The sequence below is a fragment of the Methylobacterium sp. WL18 genome (assembly GCF_008040015.1).
Lineage (GTDB): Bacteria > Pseudomonadota > Alphaproteobacteria > Rhizobiales > Beijerinckiaceae > Methylobacterium > Methylobacterium mesophilicum.
In genome coordinates this window covers 1-6085 of the sequence record NZ_VRVD01000280.1, presented here as the reverse complement: position 1 = coordinate 6085, position 6085 = coordinate 1, and the positions used below count along the sequence as shown (strand labels likewise).

7 protein-coding genes and 1 pseudogene are annotated in these 6085 nt (G+C 71.2%); 4 read left to right on the top strand and 4 right to left on the bottom strand.

What is annotated here, in order from left to right:
• Positions 1-400: pseudogene (locus tag FV228_RS18245) on the bottom strand (hypothetical protein); the annotation flags it as partial.
• A 248-nt stretch (positions 401-648) separates the two neighbouring features.
• Here FV228_RS18245 and FV228_RS18240 point away from each other — a divergent pair.
• The 4 genes from FV228_RS18240 to FV228_RS18225 all read left to right on the top strand — a co-directional run bounded on the left by FV228_RS18240 (position 649) and on the right by FV228_RS18225 (position 3146).
• A complete protein-coding gene (locus FV228_RS18240; protein WP_147855922.1) occupies positions 649-1047 on the top strand; it encodes a DUF3775 domain-containing protein in 399 nt (132 codons plus the stop codon).
• Positions 1048-1070: 23 nt separating this feature from the next.
• Entirely contained in the window at positions 1071-2351 is a 1281-nt protein-coding gene (locus FV228_RS18235; protein WP_147855921.1) for a phosphatase domain-containing protein, read from the top strand.
• 197 nt (positions 2352-2548) lie between these two features.
• The gene (locus FV228_RS18230; RefSeq protein ID WP_187277805.1) at positions 2549-2737 is read left to right on the top strand and encodes a hypothetical protein; all 189 of its coding nucleotides are present in this window, start codon (positions 2549-2551) and stop codon (positions 2735-2737) included.
• Between the two features lie 151 nt (positions 2738-2888).
• On the top strand, positions 2889-3146 hold the full coding sequence (locus tag FV228_RS18225; RefSeq protein ID WP_147855920.1) for a hypothetical protein: 258 nt from the start codon (positions 2889-2891) through the stop codon (positions 3144-3146).
• Between the two features lie 3 nt (positions 3147-3149).
• Here FV228_RS18225 and FV228_RS18220 read toward each other — a convergent pair whose 3' ends face one another.
• The 3 genes from FV228_RS18220 to FV228_RS18210 all read right to left on the bottom strand — a co-directional run.
• Positions 3150-4802 carry a TadG family pilus assembly protein gene (locus FV228_RS18220; protein ID WP_147855919.1) on the bottom strand — a complete coding sequence of 551 codons (1653 nt, stop codon included), beginning with the start codon at positions 4800-4802 and terminating at the stop codon, positions 3150-3152.
• Positions 4799-5176: a TadE/TadG family type IV pilus assembly protein gene (locus FV228_RS18215; RefSeq protein ID WP_238260034.1), complete on the bottom strand. Its 378-nt coding sequence runs from the start codon at positions 5174-5176 to the stop codon at positions 4799-4801. The genes FV228_RS18220 and FV228_RS18215 overlap by 4 nt, the downstream gene beginning before the upstream one ends.
• 190 nt (positions 5177-5366) lie before the next feature.
• On the bottom strand, positions 5367-6085 hold a 719-nt coding region (locus FV228_RS18210), incomplete at its 5' end, for a TOBE domain-containing protein (RefSeq protein ID WP_147855917.1).

The window sequence follows — 6085 nt, the reverse complement described above, 5'->3', positions numbered from 1 at the left end:
GGCTGCGCCCGGTGCGGAGCGACCCGCCGTCGCGACTGTCGGTGGCGCGCCGCTCCGGGCAGGGCTCGTCCCGGCGGCGCGACGCCAGCGGGCTCTGGCCCTGGAAGATCATCTGCAGCGGCCCCGGCGCCTCCGCGCGCGGCAGCCGCAGGATCTGGACCCCGCGCACGAACGCGCAGGGCGCGGGCGCGATCAGCACGCCCTCGGCCTCGGCCCCGTCGCGGCAGATCTCCAGCCCGCCGCCCCCGGTGACGTAGCAGCTCGGCGCGCTGGCCTCTGCGGCCCGAGCCTCGGCTGGACGCGGTGCTGCGATGAAGCCGAGCGCCAGGGCGCCGAGCAGCGCCGCCGCCCGCGCCGGCAGGCACCGGGGCTTGTCGAGGTTGTTTGACTGACAATCCACGGTATCGACAGGCGTCGTCGCGGCGGCGTTCAAAGATGTCACGTCTATCGCCGCTGTCGTTCGGGTTGTTGGAAAGGTTCGGCAGCCTCTAGCCTATGGTCCGGCAAGCGGAAAGTGGCGCGGACCACGCATGCCCAGGCCGGCGACGCACCTGTCGCGTTCGGCGGAGCGAACCCGGCGGCCACTCGCCCGTTGTCGCGGCTTGAGGGCGGAAACGTCCGACCCCGTTAGAGTCCGGAGACCAGCGCATGGATATCGCCGTCGAGACCGTCACCGACATCGTTCTGCGGCTGCGCGCCATCGAGGTGAAGGAGGGCAACACGGATCCGGATTCGGGTTCGAACCCGATCGACGACGGCTCCACCGACGTGCTCACCTCGGGCACCGACGACGCAACGGAATCCGAGGTCCGCGGCGCCATCGCGGGCCTCGACGACGACGCCCGGGCCGAGCTGCTCGCCCTGCTGTATGTCGGCCGCGGCGACATGGAGCCGGAGGAGTGGGGCGAGGCGGTCCGCTTCGCCCGCGAGCGCGAGGCCGCCGGCGAAGGCGCCGTGAAAGAGTTGCTGAGCGCGCCCGATGCCGGCGACCTGCTGGAGGAAGGCCTCGACGCGATGGGGCTGACCCCCGAATTGCCGCAGGCCTGAGCCGCTCATCGGAGACCGGCCCCATGGCTTCCCGGGTCCGCCGCGGCGCCACCAAGGCTCTGCGGGTCCTAACCCGTCCGGTCCGCCGCGCCCAAGGGCACGGCGGCACCGGCCTCGGCGGGCTCGTCGTCGAGCCCTACCGCGGCTACGGCTCGCGCGACGAGATCTTCATGATCGGCCGGGTGTTCCGGCAATCGCCCGGGATCCCCGGAGAGGACCCGGATTCCGTCAGGGCGCAGTGGCGCGACCTGCGCCGGCGCATTGCCCGGCGCACGGTGGCGGGCGCTGCGATCACAGCCCGGTTCGGCGGGGACGCGACCCGGGTCGAGACCGACCGCGACGGCTATTTCCGCCTGCGCCTTCACCCCCGCGACCTGCCCGGCCAGCCCGGCGCCTGGCACCCGGTGGACCTCGTCCTGGAGGATACGACGCCGATTCCCGCCGAGGGCGCGGTGTTCATCCCGCCCGACGGCTGCCGCTGCGTGGTGATCAGCGACATCGACGATACGGTGATGCACACCGGCGTCGCCAACAAGCTGAAGATGCTCTGGCGGCTGTTCGTGGAGGATGCCGACAGCCGGGTCGCGTTCCCGGGCGTCGCCGCCCTGTACCGGGCCCTGCACGCGGGCGCCGGCGGGTCCGAGGGCAACCCGATGCTCTACGTGTCCCGCGCCCCCTGGGGCCTCTACGAGATGCTGTCCGAGTTCTTCCAGCGGCACGGCATTCCGGTGGGACCGGTGCTGTTCCTGCGGGAATGGGGCCTGTCCTGGACGCACCCGCTTCCGCGCCGGGCCACCGATCACAAGCAGGCGCTGATCCGCCACATGCTGTCGCTCTACCGCGACCTGCCGTTCGTGCTCATCGGCGACAGCGGCCAGCACGATCCGGAGGTCTACGCCCAGATCGTCGAGGAGCATCCCGGGCGGGTGCTCGCCGTCTACATCCGCAACGTCTCCAACGACGCCGCCCGGGTGGAAGAGATCGTTCGCCTCGCCGGGGCCGTGGCCCGGGCGGGCTCCAGCCTCGTGCTCGCCGCCGACAGCGTCGCCATGGCCGAGCACGCGGCCGGGATCGGGCTGATCACCGCGGACGCGGTGGCCCGGGTCGCCGACGAGCATGCCGGCGCCGACACCCCGCCGCGCCGCGAGACCGCAAGGATCACCGCCGAACCCGGCGAGACCACCAGCGAGACAGCGATCTCGCCCGACGCCGTTGCGGATGCCCTGGTCGGCGACGGAACCGTGCCGGCCACCGTCGTGGTCGAGCCGGAACGCCCGGCCTCCCTGCCCCGAGCGGCGCTGTGATGGTTTGGGGGCGATCAGGCGATCTCTCGGGCTTGCGGCAGCCCTCACCGTCATTGTGAGCATCGCAACCTGGTGCGGCGGTCGATCCCGGAATGTGCTGCGGCTCCGGTGCTGCCGGGCATGACTGAAGAGATCCGCGGCTCTGCCCGATCAACGGCGACTGCATCGGCCTGCCGACCGCAATCGTGATCGGCGGGATGCCCCACCTGTTCCCGTCGAACATGGTGCGAACGCATCGCGGGTTGCGCGCGGCCGGGATCGAGGCCGGTCTTCAACGGTTCGAGAGCCTATCGCACGCGCAGTACCTCGCGGCCCCGGGCACCCCGGAGACCAAAGCGGTGTTCGGCGAGATCACCCGGTTCCTGAACGCGCATCTGGCCCGCTGAGAGCCCGGGGCTCGGCACCTTGTGGTGAGGGACGCTCTCCCCATGTTGCAATGCAGCATTTCAGAGAACGCGCTTCTCGTTCCGAGCGGGCCTCCTAAGTTGGAGCGCTCGCGTGCCGGCCCCCACTCGTCTCGATCTCCGGAGCCCATCCGTGCAAACCTACACCCTCGCGATCGCCGATGGCGTGCTGTTCGCCTGCCTGCCCGACGAGGCCGACATCTCGGCTGCGATCACCGAGGCCGCGGCCACCAATTATGGCTTCGGCCTGAGCCTCGACATCGTCCGCGGGGCGACGCTCACGAACGCCAAGACGCCGGAGGACGAGGTCGTCTGGCAGGAAGGCTCGGACAGCGAGCTGCTGGACGAACAGGGGCGCCGCTACCGCTACGCGGTCCGCCGCCACTCCTGATCGTCACTGCACCAGCACGGCCTGGCTGCAGAGGGTGCCGTCCATCTCGACATCCGCGTAGCCGATCCGCACGCCGAGGCTGCGCAAAACCTGATCGAGCACCAGGTCGAGGGGCGCGGCGGCGAGGCTGAGCGTCGCGGCGAGGGAGGTCTGGAGCAGCGGGGTCAGCCCGAAGCCGTTCAGGTTGAGGCTGAGATTGCCCAGCAGGCTGCCGGTCAGCGATTGGGCGACGTTACCCGACGAGACCGTGCGCGTGGTGTGATTGGCGATATCGGCCTCCGTGAAGGTCAGCGTCTGGGTCGTCGCGCCGATATTGGTCACCGTCCGGCCGCCGATGTTGATCAGCGGCAGCCCGATCAGCACGGCCGGCTGCGACAGGTCCGGGCTTGTGGTGCCCCCGTTGATCGAGGCGCGGTTCACCGCCGCGATCGCCAGGGTCGCGACGCCGGTCTGCACCTCGATGGTGGCCTGGCGTCCGCCGCCTGACCCTGAGCAGGTGAGCGTGCGCAGCGTCCCTTGAGCGGACGCCACCTCGGCATAGACCGGCAGGTAGATGGTTCCGAGCCCGAGCGGGGCCGAGACCGTAGCCTCGATCAGCAGCCGGGTCTGGGCGGTCTTCACCGTGGCGTTCGGGCTTCCCGGCCGGACCCAGCCGGAACTGCGGCGGCGTTCACCAATCGCCAGGGTCAGCCGGGTCGAGAGCAGTCCCGGCACGGTGGCGCCGAGATCGATCGCCACCTGGTTCTGCCCGTTGGCCAGGGACGCTGTGGCGGCCAGGAGATCCATCACCTGCACTGACGGGCCTGCCAGGCCGCGTCCGGGGGCCAAGGCCGCCACGTCGCCCAGCGCATCGACCTGGCCGACCGGCACGAGGTTGCCGGCGTTCGGCAGCGCGTTGAGGATGCTCGAGAGGGCCGCCACGGTAGCGGAACTGCCCTGCGCGGCGACCCGTATCGCCATCAGGATCTGCCCGACGCTGGCGTTGGCCTTCACGATGTCGGTGTAGTTGGCCGCCTGTAGGTTGAGGCTCGCCGCCAGCGCGTCGAGGACGCGCAGGCCGTCAACCTTGGCGCTGGCCAACGCGTTGTAATCGCTGACGCCCAGCGACAGCTTGGCCCCCAGCAGGGCCCCGAGGACGGCGTTGGCGATCCCGCCGCTCAGACCCGCGGTGCCCGAGCCGATCGTGAACGCCGCGAATTGCGCGCTGGCCGCCGTGCCGGTGACCCGGATCGGCACGCTGCCGGGCAGCCCGATCGCCCGGCCGAAGGTCACCGGGACCGTGGTCGACAGGCCGACCCGCACGGCGTTGGCCGGGCTCGCTCCGGTGTTGAACCGGCTACCGGGGGCGACGTTGGGGGCGCTGGCGTCGTAACCGCCGGTCGCCACCGTCGCCTGCGCGGTCCCGTAGCCGTTGTCGCCCAGCGAGCGGCGCGCCACCGTGTCCGCCTTGGCCGGGTCGACGGCGGCGAGCATCGCGGCGATGTCGGCCGCGCCCTGCGCCTTGCGGCGAGCCTGGAACACCTGGCCGAGATCGATCCCCACGGCGCCGGCGCCCATCAGGAGGGAGCTGCCGAGCGCCACGAGGATCACCACGTTGCCGCCCCGGGCCTGGCCGAAGCGCCGCGCCCGTGCGACCGCCCACCATAGTCGGCTCACAGGCCGCCCTTCCGGACGCTGATGCTGCTGCGCAGGACGCTGGGCAGCATCGGGATCAGCTTTGAGAAGACGTTGATCCCCAGGGTGTTGGCGTCCAGCGTGACGGTGACCGTGTAGATCGTTGCGTCGCTCGGATCGGGCCCGACCTGCACGGCGACGCTTCCCGGGCGGAACATCGCGCCGCCGCTAAGGCTGCGGTTCACCATGGTCTGCGCCAGGGTTGCGCGCTCGACATCGGTGACGCCCGCGATGGAGGCGCGGGCCGCCTCGGCCGCGATCTGACGCAGGTTGTGGATGGCGCCCAGGCAGATTCCGAAGGCGGTGATGCCGGCAAACAGCATCAGCAGCAGCGGCGCGACGAGGGCGAACTCCACCGCCGAGCTGCCGCTCCTGCAGGCTAAACCGGACCGACCGCCACACCGAAGCCTTTGGAGCAAGCCCATCGAAACGCCCTCCGGGTGCCGAGCCGCCGCGGCGGCTGCACAACCCATGGTCGCATCGATCCTCTAATCAAAGGTTGTGGTCATCGTCCGAATTCCAGTGTTTCCGGGCGAATACGGACGATTAAATTTCTACCGTCGGTCGCAGCGTTCCAATTCCCGACGGGTCGAACGTCGCGCTTTTGATGATGACGTGAACGGGGCGTCCGGGGGTCAAGCCCAGTTCGCGGACCGCCGCCGCCGTGACCCGCGCGGCCACCAGCGCGCCGTTGCAATCGATCTCCACCGCGACGTCGGCGCCGCTCGGGGTCACGGTCGCGACTTGGCCGGAGAGGATATTGCGGGCGCTCAGGCCTCGAGGCCGCTCGGTCGCCACCAGCACGTCGCGGGCCGGGATCCGTACGCGCAGCCGCGTTCCGGGCGGACGCATCGCCAGGCCCGGCACCAGCAGCTGCCCGGCCGTGCCGGTCAGGCGGGTCAGCCCGGTTTCCGGATCGGCCCCCGCCAGGACCATGTCGAGGAGCGCGCCGGCTTCCGCCTCGTGGACCGGCACCAGATCGGACCGGCGCAGGATCGCCTCGGCGGGGCCGGCCGCCGCCACGCGCCCGGCTTCCAGCACGATCACCGTGGTCGCGAGCCGCGCCACCTCGGCCACCGCGTGGCTGACGTAGACGACCGGCACGCCGGCCTCGTCACGCAGGCGCTCGATGTACGGAAGGATCTCGGCCTTCCGGGCCTCGTCCAGGGCCGCCAGCGGCTCGTCCATCAGCAGCAGGCGCGGCTTGGCGAGCAGCGCCCGCCCGATCGCGACCCGCTGGCGCTCGCCCCCCGACAGGCCGACGG